Below are 23274 nucleotides of genomic sequence, written 5' to 3'. Positions count from 1 at the left end.
TAATATGTGGTAATAAAAGAGTTATTATAAGGCTTAATATAATGACTTTAGGTACTATTTTTATCCAGATACCATTAATAGGTCCCTTTACAATCCATTGATGCCATAGTTCACTCAATGAAAAGAACAACGAAAAAATAGATACCCCAAACATATAGTAAGATCCTTGATTTACTAAAACAAAATCATTGTTTCCTGTAGTGAATAAACTACATATACTTTGGATAAAGAAAAATAATGATACTACTCCTAATAATAAAAAACAGAGAGGGCCAAAAAATTTATATATAATATTTTTTTTAAATTCTGAATTCATAATATGTAATCACTATCAAAGTTTTGGATACATGGAGAAAATATTGTCTATTCTTTTTGTTATTTCTCGAAATAAAATCTTTTCACCTTGATATATTATGTGATTAAAATTTCTATTGATGAAATTGAGCGCATCTCTTTTTTCACTTTCTATTGCTCTACTAACGTTTCTTTTTAAGTTGTTAGTGTTTTTATGTATTGATTTTACTGTATTATCAATTGCCTCTATTACTTGCTTTGTAATGTGAAAATCAGAGTCAAATTTATCCAAAAAATAAGACGTAGCTGCTCCAACAATAATTACTGCAATCAACGGTCCTATTGCAAAACTTGAAAATAATACTGCACCTGTTGCATACATAGCTGCTCCAATTGATAACCCAGTTGCTATACCAATTTTCACAATATCTGTTGCAAGTGTGCCGACTAACTGTGTTAATGTCATATTATCTGTCAGAAAGTAGTCTAAGACTCTATAAGCGGTAACGAGATAAATCGTTAGTATCCCTCCTTCTTTAATACCATTTATTAAAGGAGCGCGCCCTAAACCAAGTTTTACTATCCTCGCGTCTTTTAGTTTATAGACCCTTTTAGATAAGGTTTTTCGAAGTTCAGGATTGCCCTTAAATATAATATGAGGTTTACCTTTATAGTTTCTAATTTGTACTTTAGCCGCTATTCCACCAAGTTCCCCAACAATTTTAGTGACAGTGATTATGTCTTCACTAGTGGCGTAGTAGTTTGCTGATTTTTCAGCAACCCATTTAACTTTTTTCCAAAGGTCTTCGGAAATTTTTTTGCCTGATTTCATGGCGGACTCAATGATTTTATCCATTTCATATAATGAAATAATATATAGCTCATATTTATTTCGAAGCATGGTGGATTGCAGTCTTTGAGCCTGTTGGCTGGATAGGGCTTGTGGGTAGGCAGCTCTTCGTTCACTTGGCGATAACATAAAAAAATCCTTTTTCAGAAAGGTCCCTAGAGTAAGTGTTTTTGATTGTCTGATGGTAGCGGAAAATCACCTTTATGTAAAAGAGTGTAACTGACCAGATACCTAGAGCATCTTCCAAAGGGTATCAAAGATAATTTGTTGGGCGCTGGCGATGTCTTTGGATTCTAAAACTACGGCCGATGGAAAGTTCTTGCTGACAAGAGAGATGATGGCACATTTTGGTGGATAGATCGCAATGTAGCTGGCATCCACGGAGCCTTCGGTTTTTATCCATTTTCGTTGTGATAGTTCCGCCTCTTCTCCCCCTTCTCCTAGGGCAATCACTTTTACATTGATACCCAGTTTCACTCGCTGTTTTGTATAGTTAGGAAAAGGGCGATATAAGTAAGGTCGAATCGGTTTGGAGGAAAACACACAATATTCTTTGTGGTCTTGTTGCGACACGACGTTTAGAATATCGCGCAATACCCATTCGATGCCATCGTCCCCTTCATAATAGCGTACGTTAGTGTGATGATATTCAGGCTGTTGCTGATGTAAGTTAGGAATGATGGTGGTTTTGAGGGTTTCAATGGTTTTATCTAAACGATGACGCCGATCTTCCGCAAGGCTGAGTAAAATCTCTGGATCTTCCGCCGTAAAAAAGCGCCTTTTCCCTTTAGGGAAATAACTGACGACTCCTTTGCTTTGTAATTGCTTAAGGGATTCGTAGGCGGTACCTCGGTTAATACCGCTGTGTTCGGCAATATCGCGGATAGAAGAGGGGCCCAGTTTTAATAGGGTTTGGTACAGTAGAGATTCTCTTGGTGTTAGGCCTAGTTGTTCAAGGTTTTGCTCGATCATATCGCTTACAGTTGGTCAATGTTGAATGGTTGTTAGTGTGAAGACATCATATCGAGTAACAGAATACACGTATTGAAAGAAAAAGCGCAGGACGTTCTACCTGCGAGGAGAGAAAATTGTCAAACGATCAACGGTTTGGTGGCATTCGCCGTTTGTATGGCGATGCCGCTTACGACGTCTTTGCTAAGGCGAAGGTGTGTGTTATCGGTATTGGTGGGGTGGGTTCCTGGGCAGCAGAAGCTCTGGCTCGCTCTGGCATTGGTCATATTACGCTGATCGATATGGACGATGTGTGTGTTACCAATACCAATCGTCAAATCCATGCCCTCGATGGCAATATAGGCAAGCCTAAAGTGGATGCTATGGAAGAGCGTATAAAACTGATTAACCCTGAATGCCAAGTAACCTGCATTGAAGACTTTATCACGCCTGACAACATCCCTGAGCTACTGTCCGAGAAGTTTGACTATATTGTGGATGCTATTGATAGTTTAAAGCCTAAAGCAGCACTTATCGCTTGGTGTAAACGTAATAAGCACAAGATCATTACAGTGGGTGGAGCTGGTGGTCAAACTGATCCAACGCAAATTCGTATTGCCGATTTATCCCGCACCGAGCAAGACCCGCTGGCGGCCAAGCTGCGTAACTTTCTACGTCGCCACTATAACTTCTCACGTAATCTTAAGCGTCGCTTTGATATTGAATGTGTGTATTCATTGGAGCAACTGAAATACCCGCAGCTGGATGGTACTGTGTGCGAGCAACGTCAAAAAGGCGATAGCGAAACCAAAATGAACTGCGATACGGGCTTTGGTGCTAGCACGGTTGTCACAGCCACTTTTGGTTTTGTGGCTGTCAGTCGGGTGTTGGAAAAACTGGCGCAGAAGGCGAATTGATAGAGGGCTTACTGTTAAACGGCAAATAGTGGTGGCTGGTGAGTTACCCAAAGGAAGCAATTTGTAAAAAATGCAAATTGCTTTCTCGGATAAGCTTGTCGGTGGCTTACTCACAACACTGCGATACAAAGCTTTAAAGTTCTTATATTCAGAGATGAATTTTCTCAAAGAAGCCTTTTTAGATGACTGCCAAAGAGCTGGGCTATTTGACGTTGAACATTAAGAGAATTTTTTAAGCACTATAAAAAAGAGGAAATAAGGTGGTAGATTCAATGAATGCAGATCACAAAGAGACGATTATTTACGGCGAACGAGGCGCGAATATCTCATTTCGAATCCTTCGTTATGCGTTGATGTCTTGTATTCCTTTGCTAGCAGTGTGCGCTTACATGAATAATTACTTTGTATTGCTGCCAGTGCTATTTTTGTTGGTATCTCGTTATATGACGGCGAAATATTGGCAAAACACGCCCTATGTTGTGTTTAAGGATGATCTTTTTACGATTAAACCCTCCAAAATGGTGGCGGAAAAATCGATACCTTATGACAGTGTGGTGCGCATTGAAGAGCAGAAACGAGCTTGGGTCGTGAACTACTCTATTGATGGTAAAGAAAGACAGCTTGTTATTGTTCGCTTCTGGTTAACTCCCGCAGGTGAGGACACTATAAGAGCCGAATTTGAGCGCTATATGTCTTCTGTTGTGATTGATGTGGACTAAGGATATTTTAGTTTTCTAACAGATTGTGTTTTAGGAAGACGAAAAGGTTTTATAGGTGCCTGGGCTGTCTTCTGTTTGCTAATGGATTGTTATACTTTTGTTAAAAACTCTCTATTTAATTGATAATATTCACTATCTTTTACATGAAAAGAAAAAAGATTGTTTACTTTTTACTACATTCTTATTTTTTGCACAAATAGTCTTAATTCTATTCAATTTTCTCCTATTCATACTATTTTTCAAAATATCCGCTTATTTCATATGAGTTTGAATCAGATGTGACTTCATCTTTAATTGGCTCCATTGTTTGTAAAGTAATCAATATACAGCTGTTACAGTCACTATGTCCCCCTTAGCGAGAGCAAAAAACATTAAGAAATTTTTATTTCCCCTTTATTTTCAATTGCTTACTATTTTTAAAGAGAGAATTTTATTGTGGCGATACTAGCGATGTTAAACTGTTTTTATTGAGTTTTTAGCAGGCCGTCTCAAGATGTAGATTATATATAGTAAAAAATAATATAAAAAATTGGCTTCTTGTTTATAATAAAAAGTTATTTTAGACCCGTTAGGAGTTTATTTTTAAATATTCATTAACAAAAAGTTACAATTATTATTGTCATGCCTTCTATCCACCGCTGTATTATTGTTTTCATAATGACATTCAGTTTTTCGTTTATTAGTTAACTGAGCATTATGGAGGAAGGTTATGTGGATCGTTTGGATGGGTCTATGTCTAAATTCACTGATAACTGGGTATGCTTTTTTAGCTTCGTTGGCACCATATTATATGGTGCCTAATGTGATTGCTTGGATCATGCTGTTGCTGCTGTTCGTAGCCTTTATTGGTGCAGCTCTTCTTTATACCTCAAAAAAACTATTGGGCATGTACCTGATGATAGTAGGATCCTTTGGGTGCTTTCCTATCGGTCTGGTGATTGTCCTTGGGGCATTGAAGTGGAGAAAAAAACACTATCGGAAGGTATATCATTTTACGTGATAGCGCTAGGATGGCGCTCATTTCTTGATTTTTTCTATTATCGCTAATATCCCATTCGCTCTTGATTGAGTAAGATAGCTACCTAAATTCAGTGATTCCAGTTCAGCTTTCAAATCCATTTTTTGCCTTTCCGTCTTCGTTTTTCCTTGTACTAAACTCAGTATCGCTACCAGTACGCCGCGCATAAGTTTGGTGTCGCTGTCTGCTTTGATAGAGGAGGTATCATCCTTGTTATCAATAATCAGCCAGACGGCACTTTCGCAGCCTTTTACTCTATTCTCTTCGGTTTTCTCTTCAGCGGTTAAGCGGGTTAAACGTTTACTCAAGGCGACCAAGGCTTTGAAGGTTTCTTCTTTACTGCGGCAGGCTCGCAGCTGCTGTTTTATGCTGTTGTAGAGAGGTAAGTCAGTCATTGCTATTCATCAGTTAGTAAGTCTATGGCTTCTAGGAGAACATCACAGAAGCGGTCAGCTTCTTCTAGGGTATTATAACAGGCAAAGGAGGCGCGTAACGTTCCTGCCACTCCTAATTGTGCCATCAGCGGGTGGGCGCAGTGGCTGCCTGCACGCACGGCGATACCTTGGCTATCTAGGTAGGCATTTAAATCTAAAGTATGGATATTGGGCACACTTAACGAGACTAGAGTCGTGTGTGTTTCTGGAGAATAAATAGCTACTTGGCTTTCTTTATGAAGGCGAGTGTAAACGTGATGAGCCAGAGATTGCTCCCAAGCAAGTAAGGCATGGCGATCTTGTTGAGTGAGAAACTTACAAGCGGCGGCCAGTCCTATGGCACCTTCAATGTGAGGGGTTCCGGCTTCCAATCGATAAGGGAGTGTATTGAATTGTGTTGATTGATAGGTCACATGTTGCACCATTTCCCCACCCGTTTGATAGGGAATTAATACCTCTAGGGCGTGGGCTTTTCCGTATAACACCCCAATGCCGGTTGGCCCATACATTTTGTGACCTGAGAACACATAGAAGTCGCAGTCTAGTGCTTGTACATCGATAGGATAATGTGCCACGGCTTGAGCGCCATCAACCAAGGTAAAGGCGTTGTGCTGTTTAGCTTGCGTTAACATTGCTTGCAAGGGGGTGTGAACACCGATGGCATTAGACACTTGAGTGGCCGCAAAAATACGTGTGCGATCGGTAAAATAACTTGCGTATTCGTCTTCCCATTCGCCTTCGGATGTTAAGGGTAAAACTCGTAAACGAGCCCCTGTACGAAAGGCCAATTGCTGCCAAGGGACGAGGTTTGCGTGGTGTTCTAAGCTGGTAATAAGAATTTCATCGCCTTTTTCGAGCAGATGTTCAAGACCGTAGGCCACCATATTGATGGCTTCTGTGGTGCCTTTACTCCAGATGATGTGGCTTTGCTCTGGCGCATTTATAAAGTCCGCGACGGTATCACGCGCTTGTTCAAAACGCGTGGTGGCTTTGTCACTTAAATAATGCGCTCCCCGATGGACGTTCGCATTAAAAGAGCGATAGTAATCCTGAATGGCATCCAGCACGCTTAATGGTTTTTGTGTGGTCGCTGCGTTATCAAGATACACCAGTGGGTGGTCATAAGCCTGTTGTGACAAAATAGGAAAGTCTTGACGCAGGGAATGGGGGTCAAAAGCCATAGAGGATCTACTGTTTGTTGTTCGTTATCGTAAAGGGTGATACACCCACTTTGCTTAAATGTTTCAAACCTAATAATAACGCCTTACTCGCTTAGAAAAAATGCCGTTTTGCTTGCCTTTTTCTCAATCCCGCTTACTCTTTGATAACAGATGATAAACAAATACACAGAGAAGGTACAAAGCGGTGGCGGATTTTTTATATAAAGGGGTAGTGGATTGGTTTTTAGATCAAATGTCGCAGGATGCTCTATCACCTGGTGACCGTATGCCCTCTTTGCGAGTGTTATCGAAGCAATTAAAACTGAGTTTGAATACCATTATCCATGGCTATGAGTTATTAGCTGAGGATGGTTGGATCGAGTCACGGCCGAAATCAGGGTATTTTGTTTGTCATCGAAGTGAAGCGAAACCGGCCTTATTAATGCCTGGAGAGGCGCTGCGAAAGCTGGATAATCTTGGCGCCAAAATGGCTTGGTCTTGTCTGGCCCATCGTGGAGCTTTGGTCGATCAAAGTGATGAGTTTTTAGCCCCTAACACTCGTACGGAAGAGGTGGATTTTCCGGTATTGGGTAAAGGTCACCTAGCGGTAAGAGAGGCGGTAAGTGATCATCTTAATGGATTGGGTATCAAAAGCCATGCTTCACAATTATGGCTAGGTCGCTCCCCTTTGGCGATGTTCTCGAATGCGGTGTTGTCGTTAACACAGCGAGAGGATGTTGTATTGGTGATCACACCCTGTGACCCGCGCCTTCCTTCTACGTTGCAAAGCTTGGGCCGCAAGGTGATCAGCATTGCGTCGGGAGAGCGGGGTGTCGATTTGGATCTTGTTATTCGCTGTTTTAAAGAAGAAGCCATCAAGTTATTGGTACTGCCTGGTCAGTTTGCCTTTCCTGCAGGGCAAAGCATCAGCAATTTAAGTTTGCGTCGATGGTTAGCCATTATTGATGAACTGCAATTACCCACCATTGAGTGGGATTTGTGTTCTCATTTGGCCCACCGTGCGGGATCGGTTATGACGTATAAATCCCTCGATTCATCGGACCACATTGTCTACATCGGAGGGGTAGAAACCAAAGGGGTGGATCGATCCGCCAGTTGGTGCCTGCCAGGTCGCCATAGCACTCTGCTGGAAGGGGGATTTTTATCGGCAGATATGGCGTTAAGTAATGTTCAGCAACAGGCGCTGAGTGATGCTTTAGAATCCACGGGTAAACGTTCGTTACGACGTCGAGCACGACAAGTTTGGGCGAATTCAGAACGAATTAAGGCGCATCTTGAGACCCATCTAAATGATCAAGCCTGTTTTGCGCCCAGTAAAGGGGGCATGGGGCTGTGGCTACGTTTGGAGACACCGCTGGGTCAAGATGATATGACGGCTTTATTGGCAAGCTTTCGTCATGCCATTGTACCGGGTGAGTTAGTGAGTCATGAGCCGGATGCCAATCATTGGTTAGCCATTAATACCACCTTGGATGATGTTGAGCCCTTAGCAAAAAAACTCGCCGAACGTTTATCTCTTAAGACAGTGACGTCTCTTGATAAGGAGATAAGTGAAGAAACGACTGTCGAAGAATCGGTTAAAAAACAAACAAATGTCCTAGTCGATGATTCTGCTCTAGAAGAAAAGGACGAAGAAGCCGTAATAGATCATCAAGCAGAAGTTGACTCAGATATCTTGGAATCAAATACCATTGAATCAGACAGTGCTGAAAGCGACTCTCCCGATGTTGAACCGCTAGCGCCTGTTGAGTCAGAAGAGCTTTTGGAAGCAATGATGGAAGAAACGGGGGTTGAGTTGGTGACAGACGAAATCTCTACGAACCACGAGCAGACGGAAAAGGCACCAGCCATTCTAACCGATGACCAAGAAGGGAATACCGAAAAAACGCCGCAAAAAGTACGCCGAGATGCGTCGAAAGACCCATTGTATAACCCCATGTTAGATCTGATTAACCATGACTTTGGCTAACCGAGACTTTTGCACGACTACTGCGCTTGCCAATACTTTGTTAAAAACAGACTCAAAATGCTCATTTATCGCGATAAACTCCGCTTTCTGGTCTGTTTTTGCCGCGTCTTGGCGTCGCTCGTGACATCGTGCAAAGGTCTCTAACCATTTATCGGCTTTAAGGGCGTCCTAGAGGGCTGCTGTTTTGTTTGGCTGTGTCTAAGCGAATATAAGATTTGGTACTGATTACATTGGCATGGGCATAGATTTGCTTCACCACTAAATCAGTGAATTGGGTCATGTCTTTCGCGCAAATTTCTACCATTAAGTCCACATCGCCCGTGACGCCGTATACACCAATGGCAGCGTTTTGCTGCTGTAAAAATTCCATGACATCGTCCCGGGCATTCGGCTCTTCTTTACTGACGGTGACGAGTGTCCAAGCCATCACACTATAGCCCAATTTTTGGTAGTTTATATGGGCTTGGTAACCGCTAATAATGTCCATTTCTTCTAATTGACGTAGTCGTCTTAAGCATTGTGATTGCGATAAATTAATGGTTTGAGCAAGTTGTGTATTGCTGATACGGCCATTTTGTTCCAATGCTTTGATTATGTTGTAGTCTGTTCGATCTAAGATAATTTCTTTCATATTTTATTGTATTCACACAAAAATCTTGTATTACATTAGGAAAGTTTTGGTTAAATAGCAAACAACTTGTGTGGCTTATTCTTTATACTCTGAGTCTGGTTACTTGCTTTTTTAAGGGTAAGTTAAGCGTTTTATATGGAGAGAAGTGATATGCCGTCGTTAGATTTGGAATTTGTTCGCGCTCAGTTTCCTGCATTTCAAGAGTCTTCATTGGCTGGGCAGGCATTCTTTGACAATGCTGGTGGCTCCTATGCTTGCCAAGCTGTAATTGATCACCTTAATCAATATTATCGTCAGACCAAATTACAGCCCTATCACCTGCATCCTGCGTCGCAAAAAGCGGGCGCACAAATGGATGAGGCTTATCAGCGTTTAGCGTCGTTTCTCAACGTGGCAACTGATGAATTGCACTTAGGGCCTTCGACGTCACAAAATACTTATGTGTTGGCTCAAGCGTTCGCTAAGATATTGGGCGAAGGGGATGAAATCATTGTCACCAACCAAGATCATGAAGCGAACATCGGCGTATGGCACAGGCTAGAGGCCCATGGCTTGGTGATTAAAGAATGGCAAGTGAACCCAGACACAGGGTTATTGGATATAGCCGATTTGCCTGATTTATTGTCGGAGCGGACGAAGCTGTTAGCCTTTACCCATTGCTCTAATGTGGTCGCTCATATTAATCCGGTCAAAGCCATTTGCGACCAAGCCAGAGAAGCGGGAGTTTGGACGGTCGTCGATGGAGTGTCCTATGCGGGTCATGGCCTGCCTGATGTTAGCGCGTTGGGCGCCGATATTTATTTGTTCTCTCTTTATAAAACTTTTGGGCCCCATCTTGGCGCCATGGTAATCCGCTCTGAGATGGCCGAAAAGCTAGGGAATCAAGGCCATTATTTTAACTCAGCCTTGAAAAATAAATGGTTTGTACCAGCGGGACCAGATCATGCTCAAGTGGCGGCTAGCCGAGGTGTTGTAGACTATTTTGAAGCACTTCATGATCATCATTTTTCGACAACGGGCACCCTTTCAGAAAAAGCTCAGCGGGTAAGAGACTTACTACACGCTCACGAGCACGCTCTATTGGCCCGTTTGCTTAGTTATGTATCACTACATCCAAAGCTGGCGTTGGTAGGGCCGCTCGACCCTGATAAAAGAGCCGCTACTGTGTCGGTTATTCCCGTTGGTCAAACACCTCAAGCGCTAGCCCAGAAATTGGTTGATCAAGGCATTATTTGCGGTGCTGGGCACTTCTATGCGGTGCGTTTGTTAGAAGCGATGAAGGTGGATCCAAATACAGGTGTAGTACGCTTATCATTTGTTCACTACACCCAGGCGGATGAAGTGGAGAAAGTGATTCAAGCCCTTGAACAGGCTCTTTAAAAGGGGAAAGCAACGGGAAAAACGTCTCTGCTTATCCACTCACCAGACAAGCCTGACTTGTCTGGTGGTGTTGCTGAACTAAGGGGGCTAGTTGTTGGCTAAACTAGGGTGTTTTTGCCTTAGCAAATATATCTAAGTCTTTATTATAAATAGGGCTTCTCATATCAAATGCCCCCATCACACTATGAAAGACATTGTCTTGAGTTGTTTTTGCTCTGGCTTTTAGCTTATTGACAGAAATATGCTGCTGCTTGATAAAGTCCTGTGACATCCAAACCAAGAAAGGAATGGTATATTGTTGCTTCGGCGCAATGGAGTAAGGGGTGCCATGCAAATAGACACCATCTTCTCCTAGCGACTCCCCATGATCAGACACATAAAGAAACGCACTCGCGGTATTAAGACCCTTCAAAATGGTTCGTAATTGATCCAAAAAATGGTCGTTGTATAAGATAGTATTATCGTAAGCGTTGACCAATTCTTGATGAGTACAATTGCTCAGTTCAACGGAACGGCAGACCGGTTTAAACACTTCAAATGCTTTTGGGTATTTGAGGTAATAAGTGGGTCCGTGGCTGCCGCTTTGGTGTAAAACAACAAAGATCTTTTGCTTTTTCGATGCTTTGATTTGCTCGGCTAAATGACTTAACAGGACACCATCGTAATCACATTCATCGCCTTCACAGTTTTTTTCTAAGTCTTTGGCGTTTATATAACTGGCTATTTTCAGTGGTGGCTCGCCCCAGTTGTGACTGCGCCAAAACACATCGATGCCTTGCCGTTGTAAGTAACTGGGCAAAGGCTCGAAGTTCTTTCCAAAGAGGTTACTTGTGTTGGTGTACGACAGGATACATTTCACTGAAGCGGTGGTATAGGTCGCACAAGAGGTCGCATTTTTTAGGGTAATAACGTCTGAATTACTGAGTAACGGGTTCGTTGGTCTTTTATAACCGTATAGGGAAAAATCTTCTGCCCGTGCGGACTCGCCAATCACTAGCACGACGACCGTTTTTTTATTCGAACGGAAGGTAGCATTGGGGAGTGGTGTTTGTTCGACATTCTCTTCGTCTTTTTGGATTTGAAAACGAATAGAGTTTCCCACATAAGACCAGGGCATGGTTATGCCACCCAGTTGTTTGGCATGTTTGTCCACCCACAGCCATGTACTACCCGAAAACCAAACCCAAGTGACACTGATAACGATGGTAAGGATAAGGTGGAGAAATAAGCGTAATCGAGAGGTTTTTAGCACCGATGTTCGAATGATGAGCCAAGCAGGAATCATGCCCAATACCACAAAATAGATGAACATCTTGCCGCTTAAAAAGGGAGACGCTTCAGAAAACTTGGTATTAAACACATTGCCCATCATGGAGGTGCCTAAAATGACGTTATAGGTCACGACAAAATACACGGCTAATGAGTTGGCTAACGCCAGTATCACGCAAAGGGTTTTTCCAAGTCGTCTTGATATCAAAAACAGCAGATAAAGAGCGAGCGCAGTTTCCAAATAAATAACGACAAATACCGTGAAGATGGTATGTAGGCTATTGAGTGTCAAACCATCAAGGTTGTTGATGGAAAAAGACAGCAGGGGCCAGTTATAAAGAATGGCATTTAACAAGGCCGCTATAATAATAAAACTTGAGGTGCTGCGCTTTGTTCTAAAACCATTCTTGATATAAGCGCTTAGGCTGATGGTAGAACGAGGCAAATCTTTGTGGGGGCTCTTCATAGGGCAGAGTGTTTTCCTATTAACCTGCTGACATTGAGTGCGTCAACGGTGCTATAAAATAATAATCTGCTTATTTTATGCGTTTTTTATCAATTGCGTATATAAAATGTTTTTAAAGTAAGGAATAAGACACATTGCGGATAGAAGAGAATGTCGTTCTCTGTGGTAAAAAAGCGCTATGACAGCGCTTTTTTAATAGCCGTTAACATGGTTAGAGGGTCTTGATAATCCAAAGGGATGGAGGTGAGTTGATCGCCTTTTAAAACGGCTAATGAAGGGAAGGAGTTTAAGCCAAGTTGTCTTGCTTGGTCGATTTCTTTTTCTAATAGACCTTCTGACTTGATATGGTCCATGGCTTTCAGAAAACCTTCCGCTTTTAAGCCGATGTGCTCCGCACACTCAACCAACGTCTCTATATTGGATGGATTTTTCGCCTGAAGGTAATAGGCTTGTTGAATAGCATGGTACATTTCATCTTCCGATCCGGCATCCCTTGCAACCAGACAGGCTCGGCATGCGGGATAAGTTGAGCGACGTGGTTGGTTGACTCGCCAAAAGTCAAAGTTAAAGTCGGTGCCTAAGTCGGTTTGGATTCGTTGCCATGTATTTTCCAATTTGGTCTTCATTTCCTCAGACATGGGGTTATCTGAGTCAGCTGCTAACCCACCTAACATGGGTTGGATGGTCAGTTTCTTCTCATCGATCAGTGGTTGTAAGGCTTTTTGTAGTCTGTTCCACGTCGGACGAAACCCCCAACACCAGCTACACATAGGGTCATAACAGTAAAGTAAAGTGGCCGTCATTTATTAATCCCATTTCGCTAAGTGACAAAGAAAGCATTCAAGGTTACCAGCCTGTTGCTGTGCTGGATAGTGCTCTTAACGAATGCTTGTAGAGTTTTAAAAAATTTGTTAATTTAAAGAAAAGGAGATGACATTCCTCCTCTAACCGCTTTGAAGTCATTCAAAGCTAATGATGTCTACGCATCGAACCTGGAGACAGGAGACGTAGATATGTCTGCAATTTCTTAATCTAGGCTCGTTATTTTTACATTAAATTAGAGTCTCAGTTCTATGTTTTTTTCTATTTTATCGGTATGTATAGGTGCCTCTTGTGGTGCGCTATTGCGCTGGTTTTTAGGTAATCAATTTAATTCTCTTTTCCCCACGTTACCACCCGGGACGTTGATCGCAAATTTAGTTGGTGGGTACCTAATTGGTCTTGCTATTACTTTTTTTGGTCAGCAGACATCGCTTCCACCAGAGTGGCGACTCTTGATTATTACAGGCTTTCTAGGGGCTCTTACTACCTTTTCGACTTTCTCTGCGGAGGTTATAACCTTGTTTCAAGAGGGGCGAATATTATGGGCTTGCGGTGCAATTGCTATTCATGTCATAGGATGTTTGGTTATGACCCTTTTAGGAATTGCTACCATGTTTTGGCTACGATCAATATAGCTATCTGGCCAATCACAAGTATTTTTATCAATTGATGGTTAAAGGTAATTCATTATGAAAGGGTATCAGATTACATTTTTTACACAGCAAAGTCGTCATCATAAAGGACAATTGGTGTCTGAATGGATACTGAATCAGGCTAAAGAGCTTGGACTAAGAGGAGGGACAAGCATTATTGGTTCTGAAGGTATTGGACATAAAGGAAAGATCCATTCGAGCCATTTCTTTGAATTAAGTGATCAGCCCGTAGAAGTGTCAATGATCGTCACGGAAGAAGAGGCGGAGAAGCTATTCAATAAAGTTAAAGAAGAAGGTGTCTCCATTTTTTATGCTCAAAGTCCTGTTGAGTTTGGATTTTTAGGAGAGTCATAGCAATGAGGCAAGTAAAACCACCATTATGGTGGTTTTACTTGCCTTTAAGCTTAATTAGCTTTTAAGAATTTCTGCAATGGCCTCGCAAAGAGGCTCCATATTTTCATGAGTCATACCAGCCACGTTGATGCGACCAGATCCCACAATGTAGATAGAAAACTCTTTGCGTAGACGCGACACTTGTTCTGGGTTCAAGCCAGAAAACGAGAACATGCCGTTTTGTTTGGAGATAAAGGAGAAGTCTTGATCAACGCCTTTCGCTCGCAGTGTATTCACAAATAAGCTGCGCATTTCGTGGATACGAGAACGCATACTTTTGAGCTCCATTTCCCACAAGCTACGTAGTTCTTTCGAATTTAAAATCTCGGCAACAATGGCTGAACCGTGAGAGGGTGGGTTGGAGTAGTTAGTACGAACAGCACGTTTAATTTGTGTAAAAGCGGCCAGTGCTTGATCTGCATTATCACTCACAATGGTCAAGGCGCCGACTCGTTCATTGTACAAACCGAAGTTTTTTGAGAAGGAATTGGCAATCAGCATTTCCGGTACGTAATTTAAGAAAGTACGCAACCCCTGCGCATCTTCTTCAAGACCTGCCCCAAAGCCCTGGTAAGCAAAATCGAATAACGGCAAAAAGCCTTGTTTGCTACACAGCTTCGCTAATTGATACCACTGCTCTGGAGTGGGGTCGATGCCTGTCGGGTTATGGCAGCAAGCATGAAAGAGAACCACATCGCCAGCGGGTACTTGGGATAAACTGGCGAGCATGGATTCAAAGTCTAAGGACTTGGTATCCACATCGTAATAAGCGTAGCTACCTACTTCTAAGTTAACGGATTGAAAAACCGCTTGGTGATTTGCCCAAGTTGGGTTACTGACCCAGATGGTTGCGTCGGGTAGATGTTTACGTACAAACTCGGCAGCTACCCTTAGTGCACCAGTACCACCAGGGGTTTGAACCGTTTGGGCCAGTTGTTTACTGATGATCTGACTGTCCCCACCAAATAAAAGCGTTTGTACAGCCTCTCGGTAAGCTTGTGACCCTTCGATGCTAAGATAGCTCTTGCTGGTTTCTTGGTTTAACAAGCGTTCTTCGGCTTGTTTAACGGATTTTAAAATAGGTGTTGTGCCTTGTTCGTCCTTGTATACACCGACGCCTAAATTGATTTTCTTGGGGTTTGGATCGTTGCGGAAAGCGTCATTCAGGCCGAGAATAGGATCGGATGGCGCAGCTTGGATGTGTTCAAACATAGTGACTCCCCAAAAGGGTTATTTTACTTATTGAGACGTTTGCGCGACGGCTGGTTTTACCAATATATAGTAAAAAATAGACATAAAGTACTGATTTATAAACGGTAACCTTATCATTTTGATCTATTTTTGCCGTGTCTTGGCTTGACTCCTGTCTTCGTTCAAAGGTCTCTTATTATGTAGTGATTAGAAAAAGATCATAATTCAGTTGCATATGGTACTCCAACGAGGAAGTAACCGCTATAAGAAGACACGGAATGGCCCTATAGAAAGTAGGGGACTTATGTTGATTTATGTTAATGAGAAGAGACTTTTTGTTGGACAAAAGACTGCCATGTTCCATGTGTAGACCTAGTAGAGTCGTTAAAAAGGCGCACAACAACACTTAAGGCGGTTAGCGCCTAATTAAAATCGTTTTTTACTCTTATACGCTTGTATAGTCGGTATATAAGCGCGTGTCTTTGTTTCTGAGTGTATTATTCATCCCAGCCATTTGAGATGGCGTGGTGTAAACGTTTTTCCTCAAGGTGTTTCTCGATAGCCCGGCGTGCTTTGAGCATGCGAATGCTGTCTTCCTTTTGGTTGCGTTCTTTTTTTTCATTCTCCAAACTGATCGAAGCATGAAGAATGTCGGTTTTTACTTCAGTCAAGGTTTCAGAAAAATTACTCATTGTTATACCCTTCTGGCTAATCTCGATGACACTCAATGTGATTGATCACTGTCATCAATGGATGAAAAAAGTCAAAATAGACAGACAACTTGTTTCAGGTTTATAAAAAACGCATATCGATCAAAAATCAACCTCTTTTTAACGCGTTTTTATGACAAACACATTAAATTAATACGGCGGAATGCAATGGATGTTTCTTTTATCCTCGACTCGTTAAATGATAAACAGCGTGATGCAGTGGCTGCGCCATTGCAAAATAGCCTTGTGCTAGCGGGAGCGGGGTCCGGCAAAACACGCGTCTTGGTGCATCGTATCGCTTGGTTGATGCATGCTTACCAACTGTCGCCCTACAGTATTATGGCGGTGACGTTTACCAACAAAGCCGCGCGTGAGATGCAAGGGCGAATTGAAGAGCTGGTGGGCGTTCCTCCCCAAGGTATGTGGGTGGGGACGTTTCACGGTCTGGCCCATCGTCTGTTGCGCGCCCATTGGCGTGATGCGGGTCTCAAAGAAAACTTCCAGATTATGGACAGCGATGACCAGCTACGCTTGGTAAAACGTATTATGCGAGAGATGAATATCGATGATACGCGCTGGCCGCCTAAACAGGTGTGTTGGTTTATCAATGGGCAAAAAGATGAAGGCCGACGTGCTGCCCATGTGCCTGATAGTCACGACCCTTTCTCTAAAGGTATGCGAGAGCTGTATTACCATTATGAGGAGGCCTGTGAACGTTTGGGCATGTTGGACTTTGGTGAGTTGCTATTGCGTGCTCACGAGCTGATGCTCACTAATCCGCCTTTGTTGCGCCATTATCAAGAGCGTTTTCGTCATGTGTTGGTGGACGAGTTTCAAGACACCAATACCATTCAATATGCTTGGCTACGCGTTATGGTGGGCGATCAAGGGACAATTACCGCCGTGGGGGATGATGACCAGTCTATCTATGGTTGGCGTGGAGCGAAAATTGAAAACATTCATAACTTCACTAAGCACTTTAAGGACGTTCAAACCATTCGCTTAGAGCAAAACTATCGTTCCACTGGCCACATACTGAATGCGGCTAATGGTTTGATTAAAAACAACGATGATCGTTTAGGTAAAGAACTCTGGACAGACAGTGGTGATGGTGAGCCGATTTCCCTCTACGCGGGATTTAACGAGCAGGACGAGGCTCGGTTTATTATCGGTATTATCAAAAAGTGGCGTGATGAAGGCGCCGGGTTGAAAGAGATGGCGATTCTATATCGTTCTAATGCCCAGTCTCGGGTGATTGAGGAATGCTTAGTTAGGGAACAGATTGCTTATCGAATTTATGGTGGGCACAGATTCTATGACCGTTTAGAGATTAAAAATGCCTTGGCTTACGCCCGATTGGCGCTGGATCCAAATGACGATGGTGCCATGGAGCGGGTGATTAATGTGCCGCCTCGCGGTATTGGCGAGCGCAGTATCAGTACACTGCGGGAAATGGCACGGGATCAAGGCTGCTCCATGTGGCAAGCGGCTCAACTTATTGTTGATCAATCCATCATGCCGGCAAGAGCGACCAACGCCATTAAAGGCTTCCAACAAATCATTGATGATCTGATGACCACCGTTCAACAACCGGATTTAAGCTTAGGTGACATCTTTGAGCAAATTATTAACGATGCCGGCCTGATTCCTTTCCATGAAAAAGAGAAAGGAGAGAAGGGCGAGGCGCGAGTCGAGAACTTAAAAGAGTTGATTGGTGCTGCCGGAGGGTTTAGTTGGAACCCCGAAGACGAAGCCTTTAGCTCGCCATTGATGGCTTTCCTTGATCAAGCGGTATTGGATGCTGGTGATGCGCAAGCGGATGAGTACCAAGATGCGGTTCAGTTGATGACACTGCACTCTGCGAAAGGACTGGAATTCCCATTGGTGTTTCTAACGGGCGTGGAGGAAAACTTATTTCCCAGCAAAATGTCGTTTGAAGAGCCTGGACGTCTTGAGGAAGAGCGACGCCTTTGCTACGTGGGCATCACCCGTGCCATGAAGAAACTCTACATTACCTACGCGGAATCCCGTCGTTTGTTTGGTAGCGAATCTTTTAATAGTCCGTCGCGTTTTATCAAAGAGATCCCACCACAGTGTTTGGAAGAAGTTCGCCTTCGCTCACAAGTGAGTCGTCCCGTCTCCATGCAGCGACCCGATTATCAAACGGAAAAAGCCCGTTTGCAAAACAGTACGGTTTTGAATAATTTTAAAGCGCCAGAAGTGAACGTCAGCATGGGGGATCGTGTTAAGCATCCTGTGTTTGGTGAAGGCTTAGTAATTAACTATGAAGGACAAGGGCCACAAGCCCGTGTGCAGGTTAATTTTGATGATGAAGGCAGTAAATGGTTGGTGTTGTCCTTTGCGAAATTGGAGGTCTTATAATGCACTCAAGATCCCATGCAAAGGTCTTTATTCGTGTATAAGTGATTGATTTTTAAATAGTGTCATATTGGTGTCGGTGATATGTCGTCACGCACCCGTGTCGTTTTTAATAGGCTAAGTGCTCATTAAGAAAACAGCATGTAGGGATAATGAGAATGATCGTAAAAAAACTTAGACTTCAAAGGGGCTGGTCGCAAGACCAGCTTTCTCAACTGAGTGGATTGAGTATCAGAACGATTCAACGTATCGAAAAGGGTCAAAATCCAGGACTTGAATCGTTGAAATCTTTAGCAGCTGTTTTTGAACTTCCTATAACAGAACTGCAAGGAGATACCGATATGACCACACAAGATAGAGAGGAAAAATCCGTTCATACCATTTCCGATCATACCATTAGTGTCGAGGAGCGCTTGGCATTTTATCGAGTACAGAAAATGAGAGGTTTTTATATACACCTCACTCAGTATTGCATAATCATTCCCATATTGTTTGCCATCAATTTGTTTACTAATCCTTCCTATATTTGGGCGGCTTGGTCCATGTTGGGATGGGGAGTGGGCTTGGCTTTTCATGGCTTACGCGTGTTTAACGTGATTAAGTGGTTCGGCCCTGAATGGGAAAAGCGACAGGTGGAAAAACAGCTCGGTCGCAAGCTTTAAGTGATCATTTTACCCAAGAGCAAGTGCGATAAATAAAGAAGTGTTGAAGCGATTTTTTTATCGTGCTTTCTTGGAACTTCCTTTGAGTTGCCATTAAAACTTGCAAAATGGTTTGAGTTCAAACTATTATTTATCTATGAACTTATAGCAGATGAGGAGTGGGCGTTTATGACAATCAAGGTTGGCTTAATTGGGTTTGGTTTATCCGGACAAGTATTTCATACCCCTTTTGTGATGAATGACCCGCATATGGAAATGACTCATGTATGCAGTTCTAAGGTCGAGGCCGTTCATGCCGTTTTACCGAATGCCGTCGTCTTACAATCGGTCATGGAAATGTGCCATACACCGAGCATTGATTTGGTAGTCATTACCACGCCCGATAAATTGCACTTTGAGCAAGCTAAACTGGCTTTAGAAAGTGGTAAGCATGTTTTATTGGAGAAGCCATCCGTCACTAGTATTCAACAAATAGAGTATCTGTGTCGCATTGCAAAACAACAGGGGGTGGTGTTTTGCGTGTATCAAAATCGCCGTTTTGATGGGGATTTCCAACGTTTAAAAGCATTAATTGACAGTGGTGAAATGGGCGAGCTGAAGCATTTGGATTCGCGCTTTGACCGTTTTCGCCCAGTGGTACAAGATCGTTGGCGAGAGCAGCCAGGTCCTGCTACAGGTGTATTATGGGATTTAGGGTCGCACTTATTAGATCAAATGTTAGCGCTGCTCGGAGCGCCAAAATGGCTGCATGCCAGTATTGATACCTTACGAGAGAATGGAAAAACCCACGACTGGTTTGAAATTGAATTAGGTTATCCTGGTAAACGTATTCGCTTGGGGGCGACACCCTATGAGGCCGGAGAGATGCGCCGCTTCAATGGCCGATTTACTCAAGGTAGTTGGCAATGTGTTGGGTTAGATCCACAAGAGCCAGCGTTACGGTCAGGACAAATGCCATGGCATGGAGAGTATCCTTCTCAAGGGGCACAACAGACGCTGACGCGCTTTTTAGCGCGCTCACAAGATGATATTGAAGTCATCGCTGAATCCTCAGTCCATGGGGATTATGGTGCCTTCTATGCGCAGCTAAGAGAGGCTATTCTAGGGAAAGGAAGCGCCCCAGTGTCTATGGATCAGGCCTGTCAATTAATCTATGGTTTGTGTCTTGCGGAGCAGTCTTCTGAAACCGGACAGCGTATGTCGTGGGACTATAAAACAAACTATTAATCTACTGACAAGGCATAGGCCTCACACAGTATTTAGAAAGCTATACTCTATTAAAACGCCCCATTAGATTGATGTATCTAATGGGGCGTTTTTTTGCAATAGCTTGAACTGGTGCAGAAGGAATAAGGGTTATTTTTTTCTTAACTTCATGACTTTCGGAAGGACAATGGCTAATACGGTGGCAATGGCCAACACATAAGTAATGGCACCATCGAATAAAATAAACCAATCACCTCCACTGATAGAAAGAGCCCGTCGAAGGTTTTCCTCTAAGACTTTACCCAGTACGAGCCCAAGAATCACAGGCGCCAATGAAAACCCTAATTTACGTAAAATGAAGGCAAAAACGCCTAACACAATCATAAAAAACAGATCAAAGGTGTCACCGTGAATGGAGTAGATACCGACAAAGGTTAACATCACAATCACGGGTACAAGGTAAGATTGTTTAATCGAAAGCAGACGAACGAACAAACCAATGAGTGGTAAATTCATCACCAATAAGGCGATGTTACCAATAAACATAGATGCAATGAGTCCCCAGGCAATATTAGGTTGTTGTTCAAACAACAGAGGACCTGGGGTGATGTTGAACATCAATAGGGCGCCCAATAAAATAGCCGTTGTGCCACTGCCTGGAATTCCCAATGTTAACATCGGCACCATAGAACCTGCCGCCGAGGCATTATTGGCGGCTTCTGGTGCCGCTAGGCCACGAATATCACCTTGTCCGAAGTGTTCTTCTTTGCCTTCGGCAAAACGTTTCTCTGTACCATAAGCCACAGCACTAGCAATGGAAGCGCCGGTACCAGGCAGTACGCCGATGAGAAAACCAGAAATCGTGGAGCGGAAAATGACCCATTTCACGGCCATTAGGTCGGCAAAAGAGACAAAGCTTTTGCCAACAGGCGTGAGTTTTAAATCATTGCGAGCCCAGCTTTCTAACAGTATTAACACTTCACTAATGGCAAACATACCAATCACAACAACCAAAAAGTCGACCCCATCAAACAAATTGGGGATACCCATGGTAAAACGCAAAATACCTGTGCCAGAGTCGATGCCCACGGTCGCTAGTAACAAGCCGATGACCACACCAACTACGGTTTTGATGGGGCGTTTACCGACCATCGTCGCCAAACAGGTAAAGGCGAAAATCATCAACCATACATACTCAGATGGACCAAATTGAATGGCCAATTTACTCAGTAATGGGGCAAAAATCACCATAAGAAGCAGCGCGCCCATGCTACCAAAGAATGAGGAAACTGCAGAGAGTGCCAGCGCTCGTCCCCCTTCTCCTCGTTTGGCCATCGGGTAGCCATCTAAAGTGGTCATAATGGCTCCGGCATCTCCAGGAACGTTGAGTAAGATGCTGGAAATACGGCCACCGTATTCTGCACCGTAATACACACCAGCGAGAAGAATCAGCGCCGATTCAGGCGGCAAGCCAACGGAATAGGCTAAAGGTAATAAAATGGCCACGCCATTGATGGGGCCAATTCCCGGTAGTGAGCCGATTAGGGTACCGATGAAACAGCCAGCTAATACTAACCCTAAGTTGAGTGGGGTGAGGGCAACAGAAAACCCGAGTGCTAAGTAATGGAAAACGTCCATCATTACTCTCCGAATAGAATGCCGACAGGGACATTAAGTTGCATTAAGTCTGCTAATAAAAAATAGCTAATAAGACTGAGAACGAGGGCGTACAGGAAGGCTTTAAGGAGCTTTTCACCAAACAACCAGCTAAAAATGGTGCCAACAAATGTGGTTGAAATAATAAATCCTGCTTTTTCAAACAGTGCAGCGTAAAGCACCATAATGCCTAACCCTGAAAGGATTTTTACCCATACTTCTTTGGTGGGGTGCCAAGTATTTTGACTCGGCTTGATAAACAGCCAAACACTGCATAGTGCTGCAATGCCGGATAAAATAAGGGGAAAGGCTTTTGGCCCCAAGGGTTCATACTGAAACGGGACATTAAAATGGTAAGTTGTCCAGGCAATTAGCCCAGACAGTACCAAAAATGCACCCGCAAAAATGCGGTCATATAGCATGTTATCGCCTCAATTCACTAGTTAATTAAGCCCGCTTCTTTGGCTAAGCCACGCATATAACCAACACGTTCTTTAATGTAACTATCTAGTGTTTTACCTGACATGTTGAAAGGAACGAGGTTTTGATCGACTACTGTTTTTTCGAAGGCAGGGTCGTTGTAGGCTTTCTGAAATTGATCGGACCAGTAGTTATAGGCTTCATCGGATACTTTAGGCCCTAAGTAATAACCACGAATAATGGTCCATTCTGCATCATAGCCTTGCTCTATGGCCGTTGGGTAGTTCGAAAATTCACCTTTGAGGCGTTCAGGTGACATGATCGCCAAGACTTTTACCTTGCCTGATTCCACCAAGCCTTTCATTTCGCCAACATCACCTGGGTAGACCTTAATATGCCCACCTAAAAGGGCGGCCAATGCTTCACCACCCCCTTCGTATGCGACGTAACGCATTTTCTTAGGGTCAACACCTGAGGACTTCATCAGAATGGCGGCTTTCATCCAGTCTTGGCTGCCAACACCTCCCCCTGCACCAAGGACGAATTTACTTGGGTCTTTTTTAATGGCATCTACCAATTCGCCCAGTGTGTTCCAAGGCGCATCAGCGCGAACCATAATGGCACCATAATCCACACCAGCGGTGCCGACCCAACGTGCATCATTTTCATCTAAGTTGCGGCCAAATTTGCCTTGGGCAATATTCAGTAATGAACCAGAGCTAAAAGCGACCAATTTATTGGGATCATCGGGGTCCGTTGCGTTGATGTAGTTATAGGCAACTGCACCAACACCCCCAGGCATAAAGGTTACGGCCATTGGTATTTTGGTGATTCCAGCTTTGGCAAAGCCTGTAGACAGAATACGACAGGTTAGATCAAAGCCACCGCCAGGCTTGGCTGGGGCAATACAGCTGGGTTTATTGGGTTCGAATGCGTGGGCTGCTGAGGCAAGTGTCAATCCGCTCGCTAGTAATAATGTGGCGATACGTGCTTTCATAGAGTGTCTCCGGTATAGCATTATTGTTTTTGTTGTATGTCTCTTTGAGAACATATTTTTAAAAAATACACCATAAAGCTGACATCTTCCTGACATGGTATAATAA

21 protein-coding genes, 1 pseudogene and 1 riboswitch are annotated in these 23274 nt (G+C 43.4%); of the genes and pseudogenes, 10 read left to right on the top strand and 12 right to left on the bottom strand.

The window, feature by feature from the left end; translation table 11 throughout:
- Positions 1-331: 331 nt before the first annotated feature.
- Together JHD45_RS10835 and JHD45_RS10830 are read right to left on the bottom strand one after the other, a co-directional pair.
- Complete coding sequence (locus tag JHD45_RS10835; RefSeq protein WP_199476539.1) at positions 332-1273, bottom strand: hypothetical protein; 942 nt, start codon at positions 1271-1273, stop codon at positions 332-334.
- A 102-nt stretch (positions 1274-1375) separates the two neighbouring features.
- The gene (locus JHD45_RS10830) at positions 1376-2116 is read right to left on the bottom strand and encodes a TrmB family transcriptional regulator (RefSeq protein ID WP_199476538.1); all 741 of its coding nucleotides are present in this window, start codon (positions 2114-2116) and stop codon (positions 1376-1378) included.
- Positions 2117-2232: 116 nt separating this feature from the next.
- On the opposite strand from JHD45_RS10830, the gene tcdA reads away from it, so the two are divergent.
- Both tcdA and JHD45_RS10820 read left to right on the top strand, forming a co-directional pair.
- Positions 2233-3012: a tRNA cyclic N6-threonylcarbamoyladenosine(37) synthase TcdA gene (gene tcdA, locus JHD45_RS10825; RefSeq protein WP_199476537.1), complete on the top strand. Its 780-nt coding sequence runs from the start codon at positions 2233-2235 to the stop codon at positions 3010-3012.
- 272 nt (positions 3013-3284) lie between these two features.
- Positions 3285-3731 carry a hypothetical protein gene (locus JHD45_RS10820; RefSeq protein ID WP_199476536.1) on the top strand — a complete coding sequence of 149 codons (447 nt, stop codon included), beginning with the start codon at positions 3285-3287 and terminating at the stop codon, positions 3729-3731.
- A gap of 1017 nt (positions 3732-4748) precedes the next feature.
- Here JHD45_RS10820 and JHD45_RS10815 read toward each other — a convergent pair.
- Together JHD45_RS10815 and JHD45_RS10810 are read right to left on the bottom strand one after the other, a co-directional pair.
- On the bottom strand, positions 4749-5144 hold the full coding sequence (locus JHD45_RS10815) for a SufE family protein (protein ID WP_199476535.1): 396 nt from the start codon (positions 5142-5144) through the stop codon (positions 4749-4751).
- 2 nt (positions 5145-5146) lie between these two features.
- Entirely contained in the window at positions 5147-6364 is a 1218-nt protein-coding gene (locus tag JHD45_RS10810) for an aminotransferase class V-fold PLP-dependent enzyme (protein ID WP_199476534.1), read from the bottom strand.
- 184 nt (positions 6365-6548) lie between these two features.
- Here JHD45_RS10810 and JHD45_RS10805 point away from each other — a divergent pair, with 184 nt between their 5' ends.
- Complete coding sequence (locus tag JHD45_RS10805; protein WP_199476533.1) at positions 6549-8333, top strand: GntR family transcriptional regulator; 1785 nt, start codon at positions 6549-6551, stop codon at positions 8331-8333.
- A gap of 157 nt (positions 8334-8490) precedes the next feature.
- Here JHD45_RS10805 and JHD45_RS10800 read toward each other — a convergent pair whose 3' ends face one another.
- Positions 8491-8964, bottom strand: a complete 474-nt coding sequence (locus JHD45_RS10800) for an Lrp/AsnC family transcriptional regulator (protein ID WP_199476532.1) — start codon at positions 8962-8964, stop codon at positions 8491-8493.
- 150 nt (positions 8965-9114) lie between these two features.
- On the opposite strand from JHD45_RS10800, the gene JHD45_RS10795 reads away from it, so the two are divergent.
- Positions 9115-10344 (top strand): aminotransferase class V-fold PLP-dependent enzyme, encoded by a 1230-nt coding sequence (locus JHD45_RS10795; protein WP_199476531.1) that lies wholly within the window; start codon positions 9115-9117, stop codon positions 10342-10344.
- Between the two features lie 103 nt (positions 10345-10447).
- Here the strand turns inward: JHD45_RS10795 and eptA are convergent, their stop codons facing one another.
- Complete coding sequence (gene eptA, locus JHD45_RS10790) at positions 10448-12079, bottom strand: phosphoethanolamine--lipid A transferase EptA (RefSeq protein WP_199476530.1); 1632 nt, start codon at positions 12077-12079, stop codon at positions 10448-10450.
- A gap of 176 nt (positions 12080-12255) precedes the next feature.
- On the bottom strand, positions 12256-12882 hold the full coding sequence (locus JHD45_RS10785) for a DsbA family protein (protein ID WP_199476529.1): 627 nt from the start codon (positions 12880-12882) through the stop codon (positions 12256-12258).
- A 114-nt stretch (positions 12883-12996) separates the two neighbouring features.
- Positions 12997-13068, top strand: a riboswitch (Fluoride riboswitch).
- 84 nt (positions 13069-13152) lie between these two features.
- Here JHD45_RS10785 and crcB point away from each other — a divergent pair.
- A complete protein-coding gene (gene crcB, locus JHD45_RS10780; protein ID WP_199476528.1) occupies positions 13153-13536 on the top strand; it encodes a fluoride efflux transporter CrcB in 384 nt (127 codons plus the stop codon).
- Between the two features lie 54 nt (positions 13537-13590).
- Complete coding sequence (locus JHD45_RS10775) at positions 13591-13908, top strand: DUF190 domain-containing protein (protein ID WP_199476527.1); 318 nt, start codon at positions 13591-13593, stop codon at positions 13906-13908.
- Between the two features lie 54 nt (positions 13909-13962).
- Here JHD45_RS10775 and JHD45_RS10770 read toward each other — a convergent pair whose 3' ends face one another.
- Positions 13963-15159, bottom strand: a complete 1197-nt coding sequence (locus JHD45_RS10770; protein ID WP_199476526.1) for an amino acid aminotransferase — start codon at positions 15157-15159, stop codon at positions 13963-13965.
- Positions 15160-15635: 476 nt separating this feature from the next.
- Entirely contained in the window at positions 15636-15830 is a 195-nt protein-coding gene (locus JHD45_RS10765; protein WP_199476525.1) for a PA3496 family putative envelope integrity protein, read from the bottom strand.
- Positions 15831-16016: 186 nt separating this feature from the next.
- On the opposite strand from JHD45_RS10765, the gene uvrD reads away from it, so the two are divergent.
- The 4 genes and pseudogenes from uvrD to JHD45_RS10750 all read left to right on the top strand — a co-directional run bounded on the left by uvrD (position 16017) and on the right by JHD45_RS10750 (position 20116).
- Positions 16017-18230: a DNA helicase II gene (uvrD, locus tag JHD45_RS10760; protein WP_199476524.1), complete on the top strand. Its 2214-nt coding sequence runs from the start codon at positions 16017-16019 to the stop codon at positions 18228-18230.
- 149 nt (positions 18231-18379) lie between these two features.
- Positions 18380-18493 (top strand): annotated as a pseudogene (locus JHD45_RS22275) (helix-turn-helix domain-containing protein); the annotation flags it as partial.
- Positions 18494-18568: 75 nt separating this feature from the next.
- A complete protein-coding gene (locus tag JHD45_RS22270) occupies positions 18569-18889 on the top strand; it encodes a 2TM domain-containing protein (RefSeq protein WP_233407770.1) in 321 nt (106 codons plus the stop codon).
- Positions 18890-19057: 168 nt separating this feature from the next.
- The gene (locus JHD45_RS10750) at positions 19058-20116 is read left to right on the top strand and encodes a Gfo/Idh/MocA family oxidoreductase (RefSeq protein WP_199476522.1); all 1059 of its coding nucleotides are present in this window, start codon (positions 19058-19060) and stop codon (positions 20114-20116) included.
- Positions 20117-20245: 129 nt separating this feature from the next.
- On the opposite strand, the gene JHD45_RS10745 is transcribed toward JHD45_RS10750, so the two are convergent.
- The 3 genes from JHD45_RS10745 to JHD45_RS10735 are packed head-to-tail and all read right to left on the bottom strand — an operon-like array spanning position 20246 to position 23168.
- A complete protein-coding gene (locus JHD45_RS10745; protein WP_199476616.1) occupies positions 20246-21733 on the bottom strand; it encodes a tripartite tricarboxylate transporter permease in 1488 nt (495 codons plus the stop codon).
- A 2-nt stretch (positions 21734-21735) separates the two neighbouring features.
- Positions 21736-22173: a tripartite tricarboxylate transporter TctB family protein gene (locus JHD45_RS10740; RefSeq protein WP_199476521.1), complete on the bottom strand. Its 438-nt coding sequence runs from the start codon at positions 22171-22173 to the stop codon at positions 21736-21738.
- 17 nt (positions 22174-22190) lie between these two features.
- Positions 22191-23168 (bottom strand): Bug family tripartite tricarboxylate transporter substrate binding protein, encoded by a 978-nt coding sequence (locus JHD45_RS10735; protein ID WP_067340610.1) that lies wholly within the window; start codon positions 23166-23168, stop codon positions 22191-22193.
- Positions 23169-23274: the final 106 nt, after the last annotated feature.

Source organism: Marinomonas spartinae, assembly GCF_016461715.1.
Taxonomy (GTDB): Bacteria; Pseudomonadota; Gammaproteobacteria; order Pseudomonadales; family Marinomonadaceae; genus Marinomonas; species Marinomonas spartinae_A.
The sequence above is the reverse complement of the archived record's forward strand: the minus strand, read 5'-3'. Positions and strand labels throughout refer to the sequence as shown.

Bases quoted from the DNA above. Each gene is read 5' to 3' on its own strand.
- JHD45_RS10785 (WP_199476529.1), bottom strand. From the start codon at position 12,882: ATGACGGCCACTTTACTTTACTGTTATGACCCTATGTGTAGCTGGTGT.
- JHD45_RS10745 (WP_199476616.1), bottom strand. From the start codon at position 21,733: ATGGACGTTTTCCATTACTTAGCACTCGGGTTTTCTGTTGCCCTCACC.
- JHD45_RS10775 (WP_199476527.1), top strand. From the start codon at position 13,591: ATGAAAGGGTATCAGATTACATTTTTTACACAGCAAAGTCGTCATCAT.
- JHD45_RS10795 (WP_199476531.1), top strand. From the start codon at position 9,115: ATGCCGTCGTTAGATTTGGAATTTGTTCGCGCTCAGTTTCCTGCATTT.
- JHD45_RS10735 (WP_067340610.1), bottom strand. From the start codon at position 23,168: ATGAAAGCACGTATCGCCACATTATTACTAGCGAGCGGATTGACACTT.
- uvrD (WP_199476524.1), top strand. From the start codon at position 16,017: ATGGATGTTTCTTTTATCCTCGACTCGTTAAATGATAAACAGCGTGAT.
- JHD45_RS10835 (WP_199476539.1), bottom strand. From the start codon at position 1,273: ATGTTATCGCCAAGTGAACGAAGAGCTGCCTACCCACAAGCCCTATCC.
- JHD45_RS10765 (WP_199476525.1), bottom strand. From the start codon at position 15,830: ATGAGTAATTTTTCTGAAACCTTGACTGAAGTAAAAACCGACATTCTT.
- JHD45_RS10820 (WP_199476536.1), top strand. From the start codon at position 3,285: ATGAATGCAGATCACAAAGAGACGATTATTTACGGCGAACGAGGCGCG.
- JHD45_RS22270 (WP_233407770.1), top strand. From the start codon at position 18,569: ATGACCACACAAGATAGAGAGGAAAAATCCGTTCATACCATTTCCGAT.
- JHD45_RS10830 (WP_199476538.1), bottom strand. From the start codon at position 2,116: ATGATCGAGCAAAACCTTGAACAACTAGGCCTAACACCAAGAGAATCT.
- JHD45_RS10800 (WP_199476532.1), bottom strand. From the start codon at position 8,964: ATGAAAGAAATTATCTTAGATCGAACAGACTACAACATAATCAAAGCA.
- JHD45_RS10770 (WP_199476526.1), bottom strand. From the start codon at position 15,159: ATGTTTGAACACATCCAAGCTGCGCCATCCGATCCTATTCTCGGCCTG.
- JHD45_RS10740 (WP_199476521.1), bottom strand. From the start codon at position 22,173: ATGCTATATGACCGCATTTTTGCGGGTGCATTTTTGGTACTGTCTGGG.
- JHD45_RS10815 (WP_199476535.1), bottom strand. From the start codon at position 5,144: ATGACTGACTTACCTCTCTACAACAGCATAAAACAGCAGCTGCGAGCC.
- JHD45_RS10750 (WP_199476522.1), top strand. From the start codon at position 19,058: ATGACAATCAAGGTTGGCTTAATTGGGTTTGGTTTATCCGGACAAGTA.
- crcB (WP_199476528.1), top strand. From the start codon at position 13,153: ATGTTTTTTTCTATTTTATCGGTATGTATAGGTGCCTCTTGTGGTGCG.
- eptA (WP_199476530.1), bottom strand. From the start codon at position 12,079: ATGAAGAGCCCCCACAAAGATTTGCCTCGTTCTACCATCAGCCTAAGC.
- JHD45_RS10810 (WP_199476534.1), bottom strand. From the start codon at position 6,364: ATGGCTTTTGACCCCCATTCCCTGCGTCAAGACTTTCCTATTTTGTCA.